The following is a 17702-nucleotide window of genomic DNA, read 5'->3' as shown; positions in this document are numbered from 1 at the left end:
ACAGGCATTCCCTCGTCACTACTGCGGTAATCTCACGCTGCTCCCCATCAGGCGACCAGCAGATTTTCGCCCGTCTGATGCAATTCCCGAGGGTTGTCGTAGACGAAGGCGGTCCGCAGGCTGGGGTGGTGGCCGAGCAGGCCGGCCGCGGCGGCGCGCAACCGGCCGGCGTCGACCGTGCCCGCGAGGTCGAGGCGCAGCTGCGCGGTGTAGACATCGACCTCCCCGGCCGCGAAGGTGGCGTGGAAACGCAGCCCGGACTGCAGCGGAGACAGCGCCCAGACCTCCCGCAGGCCCGGGTACCGCCGCTCCCAGTGTTCGATCTGCCGCTGGCTGACCGACACCAGGGGCAGGTCGGACGGGGTGAGACCGCCCGCACCGGGTAGCACGGCATGTGCGGCGAGTCCGTCGAGGGCGCGGCGCCACAGGTCCGCGATCTCCGCGACGTCGACGTCGCGGAGCACCCCGTTCGGGTACGCGAACGACGCCATCAGGCGGGGACCGTCGGGGCCGTCGACGACGACCGCGTTGATGTCGATCGCCGCCGCCACCGCCATGCCGGATCCGCTGGCCGCGAACAGGTCCGGTGCCTGCGGATCGGGCACCCAACCGACCTCGCGCAGTTCGGCGGGCAGGTGCCCGCCGCCGAGTCGGCCCAGGTAGTTGAAGCTGATCTGGGGTGCCGGCGGCGCCGCGAGGATCGGCCCGGCGGTCTCGTCGAGGTACCGCAGGACCCCGAATCCGACGCCGCGGGCGGGCACCGCGGCGAGTTGCTCCTTGACGGCCTTGATCAGTTCCCCGGCGGCGTGTCCACCGTCGAAGGCCTCCGCGAACTCGATCGGGGGCAGCTCGAGACGGACCGGGAAGGCGCTGGTGAACCAGCCGACGGTGCGGGCGAGGTCGGCTCCGGCCACCGCCTCGTCCTCGCGCCCGTGTCCTTCCAGGGTCAGCAGCACCGATGCTGCGTCGACACCGTGGCCGCGCCGCCACTCCGCCAGCGCCAGCGCCAGCGCCGCGAGCAGTCCGTCGTTGACGCCGCAGCCGAAGACGTCCGGCAGCCGGGAAAGCACCGCGTCGGTCGTGGCGGGACTCATGTCGAGGTGCACCCGCTCGGTGGTGCGCATCGTGTCGATCGCCGGCTCGATCGGGCGGGCGCCGATCAGCGGGTCACGGCCGCCGAGCGTCCGCTGCCAGTACGCGAGCTCGCCGGTATGCGCGGCCCGGTCGGCCGCGTCCCGCACTCCGTGCGCCCAGCGGCGCAGCGAGGTGCCCACCGCCGCCAGAGCCGGGGTCTGCCCGGCGCCGAGCTGCAGCCACGCCGCGGCGAGATCCGGCAGCAGCACCCGCCACGACACACCGTCGATCACCAGGTGATGCGCGACGATCAGCAACCGCCCGCGCGCACCGGAGGTGGGGGCACACCACACCAGCTGCAGCATGATCCCGCGCGCCGGGTCCAGCCGGCGGGCCGCGGCGGCGTACTCGGTGCCGACCACCTCGCCGAACGCGGGGCTGCCGGGTGCCGCGGTCGTCGGCACCTGCGCGATCATCGGACCCGCCGCCACGGTGCCGGCGGCGGCGGTCTCGAACACCCAGGTGTCCCCGTCGCGCCGGAACCTCGACCGCAACACGTCGTGGTGATCGAGCACCGCCGCCAGCGTCGCGGTCAGTTGATCGAGGTTCGTCTCGGCCGGCGCGGTGAGCAGCAGCGCCTGCGAGAAGTCGTCGAAGGGGCCCCGCTCGAGCATCGCATGCACGATGGGCGTCAACGGGATACGGCCGACGCCGCCGCCGTCCAGCTCCGCAAGCTCCACCGTGGGTTGCGCCGCCACCGGCACCGCCGCACGGGCGATGGCGGCGACGGTCTTGTGCTCGAACACCGTCCGCGCGGTGAAGCCGAGACCGAGAGTCTTGGCGCGGGCGGCGATCTGCATCGCGACGATGCTGTCGCCGCCCAGCGCGAACAGGGAATCGTCCACACCGACCCGGTCCACTCCGAGAGCCTCGGCGACCAGGCCCGCGAGCAACTCCTCCGCCGGTGTCGCCGGAGCGCGGAAGGCGTGCTCGCGGAACCCGAACTGCGGGTGCGGCAGCGCGCTGCGGTCGAGTTTTCCGGCCGCCGTCACCGGCACCTGCTCGAGCCGCTCCACCACCGCGGGCACCATGTGCGCGGGTACGACCCGAGCGACACCCTCGACGATCGCCGCCGGATCGAACTCGTGGCCGGTGTCCAGGCGCACGTAGGAGACCAGGGCGGTGGCCCCGCCGGGGGTCGGATGCACGACGGTGGCCGCGAAGTTCACACCGTCCTGGTCGAGCAGGGCCGCGTCGATCTCGCCGAGCTCGATGCGGAAGCCGCGGATTTTGACCTGGGTGTCGGACCGGCCGATGAACTCGAGGGCATAGCCGCCCGCACCGTTGTCGGTGCTGGGCACCCAGCGCACCTCGTCGCCGGTGCGGTAGAGCCGCGACCCGGGTTCGCCGAACGGGTTGGCCACGAACCGGTCCGCGGTCAGCGCATGCCGGTGGTGGTAGCCGCGGGCCAGCCCGGGGCCGGCGAGGTACAGCTCACCGACCACCCCGACCGGTACCGCCCGGAGCGTGCGGTCGAGCACCACGACCGAGGACCCCTGGATCGGGCGACCGATGGTGATCGGCGCGCCCGGCGTCAACGGGGCGCCGGCGGTGATGATGATGGTCGTCTCGGTCGGCCCGTAGCTGTTGGTGAATCGGCTCACCGCACCGAATCGTTCGACGAGGTCGGGGGTGCACACGTCCCCGCCGACCACCACCGCCTCGAGGCTGTCGAGGCCCCGCGGGTCGACGGTGTTCAGCACCGTCGGCGCGGAAATGATGTGGGTCACCCGCTCCGCGCGCAGCAGGTCGACCAGTTCGCCCCCGCCGTACACCTCGGGTGGGGCCACGATCATCGTGGCGCCCGCACTGAACGCCTGGAGCATCTCGAAGATCGACGCGTCGAAGCTGGCGGAGGAGAACCGCAGCACCCGGGACTCACGGGTGATGCCGAGTTCCGGCCGGGCGTCGGCCGCGAAGTTCGCCAACGCCTGGTGGGTGACCAGGACACCCTTGGGGACACCGGTCGAGCCCGAGGTGTAGATCATGTACGCGGGGTGCTGGACCGACAGCGGGGTGCGGCGATCCGTGTCGGTGATCGGCTTATCCGGCAGACGGTCACGGTGCGTGCGGACCGCGTCGTCGTCGAGGACGATCCAGTCGGTGCTCGCGGGCAACGACCCGCGCAGCGCTGCCACGGTGACCCCGACCAGGGCACCCGAATCGGTGAGCATGTGCGCGATCCGCTCGGCCGGAAGCGCCGGGTCGATCGGGACGAACGCGGCCCCGGTCTTGGCGACCGCCCAGAACGCGAGCAGTGCTTCCGCCGACCGGGGCAGGCTCAGCGCCACGCAGGTTTCCGGCTCGGCACCCGCGGCGATCAGCAGCCGCGCCAACCGATTCGACACCTCATCGAGGTCCCGGTAGCTGATCTCGACACCCGAGGCCCGGATCGCGGTGCCGTGCGGGGCGGCGGCCACCCCGTCCGCCAGCAGGTCCGGGAGCAGCCGCGCCGACGCGATCCGCGGGCCGTGGAACGGCACCAGGTGCGTGCGTTCGTCGGCGTGCAGCACGTCGAGCGCGGCAATCGCCTCGGTGGCGGCGGAGTCGGCGAGGGCCGCGAAGAACTCGAGGAACCGCGCGTGGTGGCTGCGCAGCTGCTCGGTCGAATACAGGTTCGGGTTGGCTTCGAAGTCGATGTGCGCCGGATCGCCCGCGACGCCGGGGTAGATGTTGACCGCGAGGTCCTCGACCGGCCCGGTGGTCAGGACGTGGAGTCGGCCCACCGAGGATCCGAGCCGAATCTCGTCGTGGAACATCATGATGTTGACCGACGGCCCGAAGAACCCGCGCTGACCGCCTCCGACACCGGCGTCCCGCCGAATGTCCTCGTGCCGGTACCGCTGATGGCGCAGCGCGCCGGTCAGCTCCAGCTGTGTGTGGGTCATCAGCTCCGCGAAGGTCGTCTCGGCCCGCACCGGCAGGCGGATCGGGACCACGTTCGAGACCATGCCCCCGGAGTTGCGCAGCCGGGCGGTGGTGCGGGCCGAGACCGGCAGGCTCAGCACCACATCCTCCTCGCCGGTCAGGCGGGACAGGAACGCGGCGACGGCGGCTACCGCGGCGGTCGTGAACGTCGTATCCGGCCGCCTGTCCATCAGCCGCCGGACCGCGGCCTCCGCGGCGGGGGGCAGCGGTGAGCTGATCACCCGGGACGGGGTGTCGAGGTCGGCGGCGCGCCCGGCGAGGCTGATCGGGTGCGGGAAGTCGCGGCTGTGCTCTGCCCAGTGCGTGCGGTCCTTCTCGAACCGGGTCGAGGTGCGGTACCGCACCTCGTCCTCGACGATTTCCCGAAGCGAACTGGCCCTGAACTCGGCAGGTTCGCGTCCCTCCACCGCCGCGGTGTACAACTCGGCGGCACGGTTCATGAACGTCATGGCGCCGAAGCCGTCCAACGCGATGTGGTGGATCCGCGAATACCAGTAGTAGTGGTCCTCGCCCAGGCGCAGCATCGCCGAACGGATCAGCCGATCGTTCACGATGTCGATCGGGGCGCTGTAGTCGGCGCGCATCCACGCCCGCGCTGCCGCCCGCGGATCGTCCTGCGACCGGAAATCGAGTTGAGTCATCTCGAAGCCGAGCGACTCGTCGATCAGCTGGAACGGCTCACCGTCGCGCTCGACGATCCGCAGCAGACCGGTGCCGAGTTCGGCGAACGCGACCGGCCCGACCTTCCCGAGCAGGTCCACGTCGAGGCGCAGATCGGCAAGATCGACGTACTGGGCAATGACGATCGGCACCTGAGGGAGGAGGTGCTGGGCGAACCAGATGCCGCGTTGAGCAGCGGACAGAGGAAAGAGATCGGACGATTCCGACCCGTCGGTCATTACGGCGGGTCCGAAACCGGCAACGAGATCATCCAACGAAGCCACCAGTGTCCCCAACTCTCTCCATACATCGAAACCGGGCACGCTGGGTTGAAATACCCCGGGACCCCGTACCGCCTACCTGTTTTGCCAGAGAATTTACTCTCTGACCTCCACCGTCGCCGACGAGACCCCTACCCAACGTTTACATTTGGCCGAATTGAACCAACAAGTATCTGTTACTCCGAGTTTGTCTGGTACCCATCGTCTCAGCGAATCGAGGGCACCCGGCCTTCCAGATCGCAAAAGTCCAGGAGGGGCGAAGGAGTGCTGGTGATCGATCGTGTATCTTCTCGTCCCGGCGGCGGCGTCAGCAGACGATCAGCAATCCCGCTCCCGTCCTGGCCGCAGACCCGTTCCATGTCAGGTTCAGGAGATACCTTGCCGTTCACGCCTACTCGCGCTCGACACGCGGCCACCAAATCTTTTGCGGTAGCGGCAGGCATCCTGGTGTGCGTGTGCGCCGTGGCGGCACCCGTCGCGGCAGCCCCCTCGACACCGAACCTGATTCCGCCACGGGCACACGTCCTCGAGGTGATCGACGGGGATACCCTGCTGGTGCGCTACTCCGGCGCGCGCGAGAAATTCGTCGTCGACATCGTCGGCATCGACGCACCCGAGGGCGAGGAATGCTGGGCTGCACAGTCAGCGCAGTTCGCCGCCGACACCCTGACCGGGCGGAACATCGGGCTGGCACCGGAGAAATCTCTGCCGGACGCCGAACCCACCGGCGCCGTCCTTCGCCACGTACTCCTCGACAACGACATGGACGGCGACTATGCCCTCACAGCCGCCCGGCAGGGTGCGGCGCGGGCACACACGGCCGACGAGATGGGCCTCGGCCGGCAACTGGTCGCCGCCGAGGAAGACGCCCGCAATGGGCATCGAGGATTGTGGACCTGCGACGGAAGCGCCCCGGTCGCCGCGCCCCGATCCGATCCCGGGCCACGGCCGGCGCCGTGATCGAGCAGCACTCCAATCGAGAAGCACCAGCCCTCCCCAGAAGGAGGCGGTCAGTGGTGACCACTGACCGTTCTGCAGCGCCCGTCGATCCCGCGATCGTGGTACCAATTTGCGGCATCAGCCACACCGATCGCCCGCGGACCGCGCCCGACTCGATCGCGCCGTCACGGACACGACGGCAGCGCGTCTGCATCGGTGCCCCGCTACAGGTGAACGCGCGCTCCTGATCGCCGTCACCCTCGACTATGTCATTACGGAGATGCCCACTCCTCGGCGTATCCGCGACAAACACCCAGGGGCACCGCCACTTCCACCCGAGTAGACCCGCCACGGCGGACCGCGCGCTGGTCGGAAAACTCAGCCCCTTCCTCATCCGCACCGGACGTGACGCACCGCGAAATCCGAATTGATCTTGATCGGTGCGACATACGCATTCATTCGGCGCGCAGACCGGTACAGCCCCTGCCGAGTCGGCGTGTGCGCCTGCCGCCCCAACGGGCGCGACGGTCGAGGCCGATTCGCCCACTAGCACGAGGCGGCATGACAACAGGTCGACGACGGAGTGCGTATGGGCACGAACAAACTTCACAGACCAGCGATGCACTTACGAGTAACCGCCGCTGGGATATCCGACGCGCGCCGAACACCTCCCCATTCGTGGCTTCGGCGCACGACCCGCCGTGGATCCACCACGTTACGGGTGTACGAGGTTGAGGGGCAATGGCTTTCCTCACGTGCCCCGGCGCGGTGTGCGACCCACGATCACCAAGCCATGCGGCGACACGCTGTTGACGAAGTCAACGTCCTCGATGTCGAGGGACTGGTGATCCATCCACCATCCGGGGCGGCGTACCGATCAGACACCCAGCGGCACGACCACGACAACTGTGAGCGCGTGACCACGCTAGCCCGGGGCACACGGCACAGTGAAATGCACTACTCGCCTTGGATTCAGGTGATGTGTGTCCGACTGCTCGATCGTGAATGGACCGTGATCTCCTCCGGGAACGAACCCTGACGTCGGGAAGTCATCGAGATACCAGGATGGGTGCTGGGAACTCGCGATCACGCACTCCGACTGACCGACTCCACGTCGTGCGCCGGGTAGGCGTGGATGAGGGCGGTACTCAGCTTCGGGACCGTGTGGGTGAGCGTGTGTTCGGCGGTGTGCGCGACGCGATGCGCGTCGCGCAGGCTGGTCGACGGGTCGACGTCGAGTTCGGCGTCGGCGTGCAGGCGGTGCCCGATCCAGCGCATCTTCAGGCTCCGCACACCGACGACCCCGGGTTCGGCGGCGAGGGCTCGTTCGGCGGCGTCGACCAGTCCGGGGTCGACGCCGTCCATCAGCCGCCGGAACACGTCGCGGGCGGCGGTGCGCAGCACGAGCAGGATCGCGGCCGTGATCATCAGGCCCACCACCGGATCGGCGAGGGGAAATCCGGCGGCGACGCCGCCGGCTCCCAACACCACGGCGAGAGAGGTGAATCCGTCGGTCCGCGCGTGCAGTCCGTCCGCGACGAGGGCCGCGGAGCCGATCTGCCGGCCGATCCGGATGCGGTACAGCGCCACCCACTCGTTGCCGGCGAATCCGATGACACCGGCGAGGGCCACCCACCCGAGATGCTGGATGGGAACGGGATCGAGCAGGCGCCGGGTCGCCTCGACACCCGCGACCACCGCGGACAGCGCGATCATCGCGACGACGAACAGGCCGGCGAGATCCTCCGCCCGGCCGTACCCGTACGTGAACCGGCGGGTGGCCGCCCGCCGGCCCAGGGCGAACGCGATCCACAGCGGCACCGCTGTCAGCGCGTCCGAGAAATTGTGCACCGTGTCGGCGGCGAGCGCGACGGAACCCGACAGCACCACCACGATCACCTGGGCGAGGGCCGTGACCCCCAGCACCACCAGGCTGATCTTCACCGCCCGGATTCCGACCTCGCTCGCCTCGAGTGCGTCGTCGACGCTGTCCGCGGAATCGTGGCTGTGCGGAGCGAAGATCTCGTGGAACACCCCGCGCACGCCGCCCGGATGTCCGTGACCGTGTCCGTGGCCGTGGCCGTTCACGAGGCACCTTCCTCCGCGGCGAGATCCGCGCCCTCGTGCAAAACCTGCAGGTCCCCCGACGCGCGATGGTGCCCGGGGATGCCGGGGCCGGCGTGCTCGGCGTTGAACACGGCGTCCGTGACCAGCTGCTCCACGTGCTCGTTGGCGACGCTGTAGTAGATGGACGTGCCCTCCCGACGCGTGTGCACCAGCCGAGCCATTCGGAGCTTGGCGAGGTGCTGCGAGACGGACGGCGCCGGTTTCCCCACCCGGTCGGCCAGCTCGTTCACCGACAGTTCGCCGCCCACCAGCTGCCAGAGCACCTGCACCCGGGTGGCGTCGGCCAGCATCCGGAAGACCTCGACCACCAGCCCCACCTGGTCGTCGTCGAGCCGGCGCCGACATGCGCGCTTATCTGCATTCATACGCAGATAATAAACCCCTTCAGGTTGTGATGCATCAGACACCGAAACGACTTACTTGCTTGCACTAACGATGTATATAGTTGCTTGCATCAAGTAAGTCGTCCTTCAGGGGTTGCCATGTCCGTCACGTCAGTGCCTTCCGTATCTCTGGGCACCACCGAAGCGCTCATCGACGAGGTATTCCTCTTCGGCCGAGTGCTTCGCGACGCCCTGATGTCAGAGGTCGACGGCCACATTCCACGCGCGCTGACGGGGGTCCTCCTCGTCCTCGCGGCTCGGGGGGAATGCCGGCAGAACGAACTCGCCGCCGAGTTGTGCGTCGGCCAGTCGTCGCTCAGTCGCCAGATCACCGATCTGGTCGAGGTGGGCTACGTCACCCGCCACCCGGACCCCGCCGACGGGCGCGCATTCCGAATACGCGTCTCGGAGGAGGGAATGGCGTACGTCAAGCACGTGAGATCACAGCGTGCCGCGCGAATGCAGAAATTGTTGACGGGGTGGAACGAGACCGAGGCAGCGATTGCCCTCGACTCCATCCGGCACCTGAAGGAAACACTCTTCGATCCAGAACACCGGATCGTCACGAGTTCGAACCCGATTGGAACACAAAGCGTATGACCGAAACACAGACTCGGCCGCCGGTTGAAGAGACGACGGCCATGACGCACCGCGAAATCCTCGAAGCCCTCACGGGTCTGCTCGCAGCGCTGTTCACCGCACTGCTGAGCAGCACGATCGTCGCCACCGCCCTCCCCACGATCATCGGCGACCTGAAGGGCACCCAGACGGCGTACGCCTGGGTCATCACCAGCGCATTGCTCGCGAACGCCGCCTCCACCCCCATCTGGGGCAAGCTCGCCGACCTGTTCAACAAGAAGGTCCTCGTCCAGAGCGCGATCGTCATCTTCGTCATCGGTTCGGTGATCGCCGGTTTCGCGCACAACGTCCCGATCCTGCTGACCGCACGTGTCATCCAGGGCATCGGCATGGGTGGCCTGACGGCGCTGGTCGTCGCCATCATCGGAACCATCGTCTCGCCCCGTGAGCGCGGTCGCTACTCCGGCTACATGGGCGCCGTCATGGCCGTGTCGATGTCGGGCGGCCCGATCCTCGGCGGCGTCATCGTCGACAGCCCCCTCGGCTGGCGCTGGTGCTTCTTCGTGTGCGTGCCGCTCGCCGTCATCGCCCTGATCTTGCTGCAGCGCACACTGCACCTCGCGACCGAGAAGAAGGACGACGTCTCCATCGACTGGCTCGGCGCCCTGCTGCTGACCGCCGGTGTGTCCATCCTGCTCATCTGGGTCTCGTTCGCCGGCAAGGCGGGCTACTACGAGTGGTTCTCCCGCGAGACCGCCCTCTACGTCGGATCCGGTGTGCTCCTGCTGGCCGCGACGATCCTCGTCGAAGCCAAGGCCAAAGCCCCGATCATCCCGCTGAAGATCGTCACCGAGAAGACCACCGGACTCGCCATCATCGCGTCCATCGCCGTCGGTGTCGGCATGTTCGGTTCCACCACGTTCCTCGGTCAGTACTTCCAGACCGCACGCGGTTACACCCCCACGATGGCCGGTGTGCTCACCATCCCGATGGTGGCCGGCATGCTCATCGGCACGGTCGGATCCGGACAGCTCATCACCCGCTTCGGCAAGTGGAAGCCGTTCGTCGTCGGCGGCGCCGTTCTCATGATCATCGGCTTCGGACTGCTCGGCACCCTCGATCACGAAACCAACCTGGCCCTGGTCGGCACGTACATCGCGATCATCGGCCTCGGCATGGGCATGCTGATGCAGAACCTGGTGCTCGCGGTGCAGAACACCGTCAGCGTCCAGAACATCGGTGCCGCATCCAGTTCCGTCGCCTTCTTCCGCACCTTCGGTGGCGCGATCGGCGTCTCGGTTCTCGGTTCGGTGCTCGCCACCCGGGTCGCCGACCTGTCGGCCGACGGCTTCGCGAAGATCGGCATCAAGACCGGAGGCACCGGCGGCGGAAGCCTGGACCTGGCGTCCATGCCCACTCCCGTCCAGGGCGTCATCCGCGCCGCCTACGGTGACGCAACCGGCCGGATCTTCCTGATCGCCGCCGTCGTCGCCGTCATCACCCTGATCGCCGTCATCCTGATCCCCAACCGCCCGCTGCGTCGCACCATCGACCTGTCGAGCGAGCAGGAGCCCGTCCAGGAACCCGAGTACGCCCCCGTTCCGGAGTTCGCACCCGAGCTCGACACGGCGCCGATCCAGTCGTCCGACATCCGCGGCGGCAGGCACGAGGCTCCGGCCGGTCAGCACCAGCCCTTCGCCGGGCTGAGCGCCGACGCCCGCGACCGTCTCCTCTCCATGCTGCTGCCCCAGCCGGAGCAGACCCTGGAGGCGATCGACGAGGCCGAGAGGATCCGCGACGAGGTCAACCGCCTCCGCAACGATCTCAATGCCAAGCTCGTCGAGTTCGACGCAGTCTGGGATCGCCTGCGCGAGCTGGGACTGAGCGAAGAGCAGGTGGCCGGCGTCCTCGGCGGCGGCCAGGTGACGGACACCGGCAACGGCGCCCTCATCCGCTGAATGCGATGATCGTCCAGTTCCACGACGCCGTCGGCCCGTCCACGTATCCCCCTCTACGTGGACGGGCCGGCGGCCTGTTCGCACAGTTGACCCGGTTCACCCTGGTGGGCACGTCGAGCAATGTGCTCTACGCTCTCGCGTTCTTCACCCTCGACGTGTACGGGTCGTTCGTCGCCAACCTGGTCGGCGTGGTGACCAGTTCGATGCTGGCCAACGAACTCCACCGGCGGCTCACCTTCCGCGCCGCCGACCGCGTCCGCTGGTTCGTCGCCCAGTGGGAAGGCGGCACGCTCGCGCTGATCGGCCTGGCCGTCAGCACGCTCGCACTCGCCCTCCTGGGCACGCTCTTCCCCGGTGCCGACGGACTGGCGCAGGTCGCACTCGTCGTCGCCGTCAGCGCGGTCGTCGGGGGGCTGCGCTTCCTCGCCCTCCGCGGGTGGGTCTTCGCCCCGTGAGTACTTGTTAACCGCCCGCGGTTAACAAGTACTCACGGCTGGAGGTCAGGACCCGAAGATCGAATTCGTGGGCCGGTGCCACGGACCCGTGATCGCCAGCGTCAGACCCGGCGACTGGATGTTCGCGAACAGAATCTTCCCGTCCGCACTGAACGCCGGACCGCAGAACTCACTGTCGTTCAACTCGTTCCGGGCCATCGCGAACGGCTCCCCCTCCGCCGTCACGCCCACGAGGTGGCTGATGCCTTCGCCGTCCTCCGCGAGGATCACACCGCCGTACGGCGAGACGGTGATGTTGTCCGGACCGTCGTAATTCCCGGTATCGACAGCGGGATCGGGATTGACACCGAACAGCGTCTTCAACGTGATCGTCTGCTTCGCCGGATCGAAGAACCACACCTGGCCGTCGTGCTCGGCGACGCTGCCGTCGCTGGTCCGTGCGTAACTGGCGACGAAGTACGCGCCACCGTCGGCCCACCACTGCCCCTCCAGCTTGCGGCTCCGGGTGATCGCATCGTCCCCGAACTGCTTGCGCACCGACGTGCTCGTCGCGTTCCGGTCCGGCACACCCACCCACTGCACGGAGTACACGGTGCCCGGTTCGGTGGCCTGGGACAGGTCGGGGACGTGCGTTCCGCCCTGGAAGCACGCCATCGCCTGGAGAGCACCGGCGGTGTCGCCGCCGGGCGACTGCGCGAGTTCGCGCAGCGCGTTCGGCCCGCCCCGGAAACCCTGCGGCGGCGTCCACCGGTAGTACAGCCCGTTCGGCCCCGACGCGTCCTCCGTCAGGTAGATGGTGCTCGACGACGGGTCCACTGCCACGGCCTCGTGCGCGTACCGGCCCAGGAACTTCAGCGGTACAGGACTTTTGCCCTTGTTCGCGTCCTGACTCGCCGGGTCGACCTCGAAGACGTAGCCGTGGTCGTGGAGGAATCCGCGCGTTCCCGCGCGGTCTTCCGTCTCCTCGCAGGTGAGCCACGTCCCCCACGGGGTGATGCCGCCCGCGCAGTTGTTGACCGTGCCGGCGACGCTGACGTACTGGCCCTGCCAACTCCCGTCGGCGCCGACCGTCGTCGTGGTCGTCCCGCCGCGCGCGCCCGTGTCGTACGTCAATCCGTCGAGCGCGGGCACGCCGAACGGCTCGTCGCTGCCGATCTCGTGATTCGTCACGAGGGTGGAACCGCCCGCACGCGCGAACACCCCGTTGGCGTCGGGATCACTGGGCACGGGGACGCCACCGTCCAACTGCGTCTCACCCGAGCGCGACACGACCGTGTACGAAAAGCCCACCGGCAGCGAGAGAATGCGGTTCGGGTCCGGCACGAGCGGCCCGTAGCCGATCGCCTGTCCGGGCACCGCGGACGCGAACGCCGGACGGACCAGGGCATCGACGCTGCCCGCGAGTGCCACACCGAGGCCGGTGAGCGCGGTGCGACCGAGGAATCCGCGGCGGTTGAGTGGTGCAGTGGTCACTGTGTGAAACCTCCATGTGGCTGACCGGTTCCTCCGGACGGTAGGTACCGGAATGCCTCGCTTCGTGGACGCACCGTGGCCCGCGCGTGAACCGCGTGCGAACTTCCCCTGTGAGTACTTCTCAACCGCCCGCGGTTAACAAGTACTCACAGGCGTTGACATGTGACTAAATGGTCACCTATTCTCGATTCATGGACGACGATCACGTCTTCAAGGCGCTGGCCGATCCCACCCGCCGGCTGATTCTCGACCGATTGTTCGCCCACGATGGTCAGACGCTCACCGAACTCGAATCGCAGGTCGAGATGACGCGATTCGGGGTCATGAAACATCTGCGCGTGCTCGAAGACGCGGGGCTCGTCGTCACGCGCCGCTCCGGCCGGGAGAAGCTGCACTATCTCAACCCCGTGCCGATACAGCTGATCCACAACCGGTGGATCGACAAGTACACCGAGCGTCATACCTCGGCGCTCGCTCAGCTGAAATCCGAACTGGAGGAAGAGAAATGACAACCGCCGACGCAATCCAGATCTACGCCGTGTACATCAAGGCGACACCGGAAGCGATCTGGGACGCCATCACGAAACCGGAGTGGTCGCAGCAGTACGGGTACGGCGGCCTGGTCGATTACGACCTCCGGTCGGGCGGCGCCTTCCGTGTCCGCCCCGACGAGGCGATGAAGGCGTACCCGGGTGTGCCCGATGTGATCGTCGACGGGGAGGTGATCGAATCCGATCCGCCGAAGAAGCTGGTCCAGACGTGGCGGATGCTGATGGACTCCGACAACGTGGAGGGGTTCACCACGCTCACCTACGAGATCGCACAGTCCAGCAGGCCGGGTGTCGCGAAACTGACTGTCACCCACGACCTCACCAACGCACCGGGCACGGCCGAACTGGTGGCGGGCAGGCGGGAGCCCGAGGGTGCGGGCGGCGGCTGGAACGAGGTGCTCAGCGGAATGAAGACGCTGCTCGAGACGGGTCAGCCGATGGTGAACTGGGGCTGAACGCCGGGTCGGCGGGCGCGAGGGCCCGACATCTGTCGGGGTGCCGCAGTAAGCTCCAACCATGACGGCTGCGCAGTCGCTCGACGATGATTTCCTCGCACTCGCCGACCCTTACCGGCGCGAGTTGCTCGCCCACTGTTATCGCATGATGGGGTCGCTGCACGACGCCGAGGACCAGATGCAGGAGACGTTCATCCGGGCCTGGCGCGGGTACGAGGGGTATCAGCAGCAGGCGTCGCTGCGGACATGGTTGTACAAGATCGCCACCAACACGTGCCTCACGGCGTTGCAGAGCAAATCGAAGCGCCCGCTGCCCAGCGGGCTGGGCGCTCCCGACTCCGACCCCACCGCCGACCTCGTCGAACGACACGAGGTGCCGTGGCTCGGACCGCTCCCCAACCGGCTCATCGACGACGACGCGAGCGATCCCGCCACCGTCGTGACGTCGCGCGAATCGGTGCGCCTGGCGTTCATCGCCGCTCTTCAGCATCTTCCCGCACGTCAGCGCGCCGTCCTCGTCCTGCGCGACGTATTGCAGTGGAAGGCCGCGGAGGTCGCGACGGCTCTCGGCACCACCACGACAGCGGTCAACAGCCTGCTGCAGCGGGCGCGGGCGCAGCTCGAGTTGGCCACGCCGACCGCCGACACCCTCGTGGAGCCGGAGTCCCGCGAGGAGCGCGAACTCCTCGACCGGTACGTCGCCGCGTTCGAGGACTACGACATCGACGCGATCGTCGAACTGTTCACCAAGGACGCCGTGTGGGAGATGCCACCGTTCGACGGCTGGTACCGCGGAGGTCCCTCGATCGGCGTCCTGATCAGCGGAAACTGTCCCGCGAAGGGGCCGGGCGACATGCGCCTTCTGCCCGCTGCGGCCAACGGACAGCCGGCGCTCGGCCTGTACATGCGCGGCGAGGACGACGTCCACCGGCCGTTCCAGGTCCATGTGCTGGATGTGACGGCCGACGGAGTCTCGCACGTCGTGTGCTTCTTCGACGTCGATCTGTTCGAGAAGTTCGGACTGCCGGAGACCCCGCCTGCCTGATCCTTACGCCGGGACGGCGGTGGGATCCATCCACATGACCTCCCAGACGTGCCCGTCCAGGTCGCGGAACGCGCGCCCGTACATGAAGCCCTCGTCCTGGAGCTTGCCCCACGACGTTCCGCCCGAGGCGAGGGCCTTGTCGACGAGGGTGTCCACCTCGTCGCGGCTCTCGGCCGAAATGCACATAAGGGCCTCGACGGCCTTCGAGGTGTCGCAGATGCCGCCCTCGATGAAGTCCTTGAACCGGGACTCGACGAGGAGCATCACCGAAGTGGATTCGTTGATCACCATGGCGGTACAGGAGTCGTCGCTGAACGTGGAGTTGAACTCGAAGCCGAGTCCACCGAAGAACTGCTTGGTCGCGTCGAGGTTCTTGATCGGCAGGTTCACGAAGAGCATCCGGGACATGTGATTCTCCTTCTCGGCTTCCGCTCGGTGCGGAAGGTCATCGGTACAGACTGCGGCGGTCCGCAAAACTCATCGGGCGACCGCTCCCCCGGCCCGTCAGTCTGCGGCGAGGTCGAGGAACACACGCCCGCGAGCCTGATGGCGCCGTCGGGGAGGTCGAAGGTGCCGCCGTGCCAGTGGACGACGGGCACCTCGGCACCGACCGACCCGAACACGGGGTCGCGCGTTCCGTCCTCGGACACCGTTACCGTCCCGGGACCGTTCTCCGGGCTCGGCCCCCGGCGGATCGCGCTGCCGAACGAGGCCGCGAGAAGTTGCGCGCCGAGGCAGATCCCGAGCATGGGGAGCCCGGCGTCCACAATCTCTTTGATGAAGTTTCGCTCTCGCGGAAGTTGCGGGTGGGTAACGTCGTCGAGCGCGCCCATCGGACCGCCCATCACCACCAGTCCGCCGATGTCGTGCACGGACGGGAGTTCGTGCGCGCGGTACATGGGGTACTCGATATGCCGAATTCCCTTCTCTGCCAGCAGAGTTCCAATGAGCGCGGGACCTTCGAACGACACGTGTTCGACAACTGCCCACGGCTTGTTCATGGCACAATTCTTACCGAGTAGGGACTTTCGGCCCTAGTCAGGTTCGGAAACTCGAATTCCGCACTGAGTGCACAAAATTGGGATGTTCACACGGAGTTCATCTTCGGTGTCGATCAGCCGAATGACATCCTCCCAACTGGACGCTTGTCTAGTGGCATGGCTCACCTGAAACCTGTAGAAATACGGGCGTCACGCTTTCGTGACCCGTCCCATATCGAATAGTTATCCGGTGGTGGTCCCTGACAAACGGAACTTCACCATCTCCCGTTACCTCAGACCACAGACGAACCTTCCCGCGATCCGGAAAGACGTCTACGGGATGGAAAGGGCCACAGATGCCGCTACCCATGTCCCCCCTCGACTCGATGTTCCTTCTCGGCGAGTCCCGCGAGCACCCGATGCACGTCGGTGGGGTGGAGATCTTCCAACTTCCGGACGGCGCCGATACGTACGATATGCGCGCGATGCTCGACCGTGCGCTCGCCGACGGCGACGGCATCGTCACGCCGCGGCTCGCGAAGCGCGCCAGCCGGTCCTTCTCCTCGCTCGGCCAGTGGAGTTGGGAGACCGTGGACGACATCGACCTCGGTCACCACATCCGGCACGACGCGCTGCCCGCCCCCGGGGGCGAGGCCGAGTTGATGGCGCTGTGCTCGCGGTTGCACGGATCGCTCCTCGACCGCAGCCGCCCGCTGTGGGAGATGCACCTGATCGAGGGATTGAGCGACGGCCGGTTCGCCGTCTACACCAAGATCCACCACGCGGTCGCCGACGGCGTCACCGCCATGAAGATGCTGCGAAACGCGCTCAGCGAGAACTCTGAGGACCGGGACGTGCCGGCTCCGTGGCAGCCGCGGGGCCCGCGGCGGGAGCGGACGACGTCGTCGAAGGGGTTCAGCCTGTCGGGTCTGGCCGGTTCCACCTTCCGCGCGGCCCGCGACACGGTCGGTGAGGTCGCCGGACTCGTGCCCGCGCTCGCCGGGACGGTGTCCCGCGCGTTCCGCGAACAGGGCGGCCCGCTCGCCCTGTCCGCACCGAAGACCCCGTTCAACGTCCCGATCACCGGTGCCCGCCAGTTCGCGGCGCAGTCGTGGCCGCTCGAACGTCTCCGGCTCGTCGCCAAGCTGTCCGACAGCACCATCAACGACGTCGTGCTCGCGATGTCCTCGGGAGCGCTCCGCAGCTACCTCGAGGATCAGAACGCCCTTCCCGCCGACCCCCTGATCGCGATGGTGCCGGTGTCGCTGAAGAGTCAGCGCGAGGCCGCGACCGGCAACAACATCGGCGTGCTGATGTGCAACCTCGGCACCCACCTGCGCGAACCGGCCGATCGCCTTGAGACCATCCGGACCTCGATGCGTGAGGGCAAGGAGGCGTACGGGTCGATGACGGCAACGCAGATCCTCGCGATGAGCGCTCTCGGGGCGGCACCGATCGGCGCGAGCATGCTGTTCGGCCACAACTCGCGGGTGCGCCCGCCGTTCAACCTCATCATCTCGAACGTTCCGGGCCCCAGCTCACCGCTGTACTGGAACGGCGCGCGGCTCGACGCCATCTACCCGCTGTCGGTGCCCGTCGACGGCCAGGGCCTCAACATCACGTGCACCAGCAACGACGACATCATCTCGTTCGGGGTCACCGGCTGCCGCAGCGCGGTGCCCGACCTGAAGTCGATCCCGGCCCGGCTCGGGCACGAACTGCGGGCGCTGGAGCGGGCGGTCGGAATCTGATCG

General features: G+C 67.8%; 14 protein-coding genes. 8 read left to right on the top strand and 6 right to left on the bottom strand.

Annotation, left to right across the window (positions count from 1 at the left end; genetic code table 11):
* Positions 1-47: 47 nt before the first annotated feature.
* Positions 48-4961 carry an amino acid adenylation domain-containing protein gene (locus tag ACFTWF_RS39960; protein ID WP_378466605.1) on the bottom strand — a complete coding sequence of 1638 codons (4914 nt, stop codon included), beginning with the start codon at positions 4959-4961 and terminating at the stop codon, positions 48-50.
* 420 nt (positions 4962-5381) lie between these two features.
* Here ACFTWF_RS39960 and ACFTWF_RS39955 point away from each other — a divergent pair, with 420 nt between their 5' ends.
* On the top strand, positions 5382-5963 hold the full coding sequence (locus ACFTWF_RS39955; RefSeq protein ID WP_378466604.1) for a thermonuclease family protein: 582 nt from the start codon (positions 5382-5384) through the stop codon (positions 5961-5963).
* A gap of 1065 nt (positions 5964-7028) precedes the next feature.
* Here the strand turns inward: ACFTWF_RS39955 and ACFTWF_RS39950 are convergent.
* The gene (locus ACFTWF_RS39950; protein WP_378466603.1) at positions 7029-8030 is read right to left on the bottom strand and encodes a cation diffusion facilitator family transporter; all 1002 of its coding nucleotides are present in this window, start codon (positions 8028-8030) and stop codon (positions 7029-7031) included.
* Positions 8027-8434, bottom strand: coding sequence for an ArsR/SmtB family transcription factor (locus tag ACFTWF_RS39945; RefSeq protein WP_378466602.1), 408 nt, complete (start codon positions 8432-8434; stop codon positions 8027-8029). Before ACFTWF_RS39945 ends, ACFTWF_RS39950 begins: the two co-directional genes overlap by 4 nt.
* Before the next feature lie 117 nt (positions 8435-8551).
* On the opposite strand from ACFTWF_RS39945, the gene ACFTWF_RS39940 reads away from it, so the two are divergent.
* Genes ACFTWF_RS39940 through ACFTWF_RS39930 form a run of 3 tightly spaced genes read left to right on the top strand, consistent with a single transcriptional unit; the run spans position 8552 to position 11444 of the window.
* Positions 8552-9052, top strand: a complete 501-nt coding sequence (locus ACFTWF_RS39940) for a MarR family winged helix-turn-helix transcriptional regulator (protein ID WP_378466601.1) — start codon at positions 8552-8554, stop codon at positions 9050-9052.
* Positions 9049-10989, top strand: coding sequence for an MDR family MFS transporter (locus ACFTWF_RS39935; protein WP_378466600.1), 1941 nt, complete (start codon positions 9049-9051; stop codon positions 10987-10989). Before ACFTWF_RS39940 ends, ACFTWF_RS39935 begins: the two co-directional genes overlap by 4 nt.
* Before the next feature lie 5 nt (positions 10990-10994).
* Positions 10995-11444, top strand: coding sequence for a GtrA family protein (locus tag ACFTWF_RS39930; RefSeq protein WP_378466599.1), 450 nt, complete (start codon positions 10995-10997; stop codon positions 11442-11444).
* 45 nt (positions 11445-11489) lie between these two features.
* Here the strand turns inward: ACFTWF_RS39930 and ACFTWF_RS39925 are convergent, their stop codons facing one another.
* A complete protein-coding gene (locus ACFTWF_RS39925) occupies positions 11490-12917 on the bottom strand; it encodes an alkaline phosphatase PhoX (protein ID WP_378466598.1) in 1428 nt (475 codons plus the stop codon).
* A gap of 170 nt (positions 12918-13087) precedes the next feature.
* Between ACFTWF_RS39925 and ACFTWF_RS39920 the strand changes: the two genes are divergently transcribed.
* The 3 genes from ACFTWF_RS39920 (at position 13088) to ACFTWF_RS39910 (ending at position 14968) form a co-directional block, all read left to right on the top strand.
* Positions 13088-13426, top strand: coding sequence for an ArsR/SmtB family transcription factor (locus ACFTWF_RS39920; RefSeq protein ID WP_378466597.1), 339 nt, complete (start codon positions 13088-13090; stop codon positions 13424-13426).
* Positions 13423-13923, top strand: a complete 501-nt coding sequence (locus ACFTWF_RS39915) for an SRPBCC family protein (RefSeq protein WP_378466596.1) — start codon at positions 13423-13425, stop codon at positions 13921-13923. The genes ACFTWF_RS39920 and ACFTWF_RS39915 overlap by 4 nt, the downstream gene beginning before the upstream one ends.
* 61 nt (positions 13924-13984) lie before the next feature.
* The gene (locus ACFTWF_RS39910; protein WP_378466595.1) at positions 13985-14968 is read left to right on the top strand and encodes a sigma-70 family RNA polymerase sigma factor; all 984 of its coding nucleotides are present in this window, start codon (positions 13985-13987) and stop codon (positions 14966-14968) included.
* Positions 14969-14971: 3 nt separating this feature from the next.
* Here ACFTWF_RS39910 and ACFTWF_RS39905 read toward each other — a convergent pair whose 3' ends face one another.
* Together ACFTWF_RS39905 and ACFTWF_RS39900 are read right to left on the bottom strand one after the other, a co-directional pair.
* Positions 14972-15376, bottom strand: a complete 405-nt coding sequence (locus tag ACFTWF_RS39905) for a VOC family protein (protein WP_378466594.1) — start codon at positions 15374-15376, stop codon at positions 14972-14974.
* Positions 15355-15969, bottom strand: a complete 615-nt coding sequence (locus ACFTWF_RS39900) for a type 1 glutamine amidotransferase (RefSeq protein ID WP_378466593.1) — start codon at positions 15967-15969, stop codon at positions 15355-15357. Before ACFTWF_RS39900 ends, ACFTWF_RS39905 begins: the two co-directional genes overlap by 22 nt.
* Positions 15970-16304: 335 nt before the next feature.
* On the opposite strand from ACFTWF_RS39900, the gene ACFTWF_RS39895 reads away from it, so the two are divergent.
* The gene (locus ACFTWF_RS39895) at positions 16305-17699 is read left to right on the top strand and encodes a wax ester/triacylglycerol synthase family O-acyltransferase (RefSeq protein ID WP_378466592.1); all 1395 of its coding nucleotides are present in this window, start codon (positions 16305-16307) and stop codon (positions 17697-17699) included.
* Positions 17700-17702 lie beyond the last annotated feature (3 nt).

The organism is Rhodococcus sp. NPDC056960, from assembly GCF_042674125.1.
GTDB lineage: Bacteria > Actinomycetota > Actinomycetes > Mycobacteriales > Mycobacteriaceae > Rhodococcus_F.
Note: the sequence above shows the minus strand (reverse complement) of the source record. Positions and strands in the feature narration are given on the sequence as shown.

Excerpts from the sequence above, each read along its gene's own strand:
- ACFTWF_RS39960 (WP_378466605.1), bottom strand. The coding sequence starts at position 4,961 with ATGACCGACGGGTCGGAATCGTCCGATCTCTTTCCTCTGTCCGCTGCT.
- ACFTWF_RS39945 (WP_378466602.1), bottom strand. The coding sequence starts at position 8,434 with ATGAATGCAGATAAGCGCGCATGTCGGCGCCGGCTCGACGACGACCAG.
- ACFTWF_RS39940 (WP_378466601.1), top strand. The coding sequence starts at position 8,552 with ATGTCCGTCACGTCAGTGCCTTCCGTATCTCTGGGCACCACCGAAGCG.
- ACFTWF_RS39935 (WP_378466600.1), top strand. The coding sequence starts at position 9,049 with ATGACCGAAACACAGACTCGGCCGCCGGTTGAAGAGACGACGGCCATG.
- ACFTWF_RS39930 (WP_378466599.1), top strand. The coding sequence starts at position 10,995 with ATGATCGTCCAGTTCCACGACGCCGTCGGCCCGTCCACGTATCCCCCT.
- ACFTWF_RS39920 (WP_378466597.1), top strand. The coding sequence starts at position 13,088 with ATGGTCACCTATTCTCGATTCATGGACGACGATCACGTCTTCAAGGCG.
- ACFTWF_RS39915 (WP_378466596.1), top strand. The coding sequence starts at position 13,423 with ATGACAACCGCCGACGCAATCCAGATCTACGCCGTGTACATCAAGGCG.
- ACFTWF_RS39910 (WP_378466595.1), top strand. The coding sequence starts at position 13,985 with ATGACGGCTGCGCAGTCGCTCGACGATGATTTCCTCGCACTCGCCGAC.
- ACFTWF_RS39905 (WP_378466594.1), bottom strand. The coding sequence starts at position 15,376 with ATGTCCCGGATGCTCTTCGTGAACCTGCCGATCAAGAACCTCGACGCG.
- ACFTWF_RS39900 (WP_378466593.1), bottom strand. The coding sequence starts at position 15,969 with ATGAACAAGCCGTGGGCAGTTGTCGAACACGTGTCGTTCGAAGGTCCC.
- ACFTWF_RS39895 (WP_378466592.1), top strand. The coding sequence starts at position 16,305 with ATGCCGCTACCCATGTCCCCCCTCGACTCGATGTTCCTTCTCGGCGAG.